This is a genomic window from Xanthomonas sp. SHU 199, from assembly GCF_000364665.1.
GTDB lineage: Bacteria > Pseudomonadota > Gammaproteobacteria > Xanthomonadales > Xanthomonadaceae > Xanthomonas_A > Xanthomonas_A sontii.
This window is the reverse complement of the sequence record NZ_AQOI01000695.1, coordinates 1-445: the sequence shown is the minus strand read 5'-3', so window position 1 is coordinate 445 and position 445 is coordinate 1. Positions and strand designations below refer to the sequence as shown.

The 445-nt window shown below is 72.4% G+C and carries 1 protein-coding gene; it reads left to right on the top strand.

Features of this window, described 5'->3' with window-relative positions; all coding sequences use genetic code 11:
- Positions 1-348: 348 nt before the first annotated feature.
- Positions 349-445: cytidylyltransferase domain-containing protein (locus D183_RS27065; protein ID WP_441366593.1), on the top strand; the 97-nt coding region annotated here is incomplete at its 3' end.

Genomic DNA, 445 nt, shown 5'->3' with positions numbered 1-445 from the left:
CCGCCCGCCACGGCCTCGGCGGCGCCGGCCGCGGCCGGCAGCAGCAGTGCGGCGATGACCAGGCACAGCGCGTGGCGCGTGGTGGCGGAGGAGGGCGGCGCAGCGGGTCGGAGCGAACGGGCGGGGAGGTTCATCGGTGGGGTCTATAGAATGGGCGGAAGGCAACGCCGTCGTCGCGCCAGAGGCTGTCGCAGCGGCACGCGTGCTGGGACAGTCCGGTCGTCGAGTGGCGAATGCGAACTATTCTCAATAATTGACGGAGAAAGATCAATTCATGGCCGGATTCGCCCCGTTCCCGCACCCGCCTGCCGCCGCCATCGACGTTCCAGCCGCCAGCGCGGTGGCGGCATGAGCGCCGCCGTCCCGCCGTTCGTCGTCGCCATCCCGGCCCGCTACGCCGCCTCGCGGCTGCCGGGCAAGCCCTTGCGTGCGCTCGGCGGCGAGC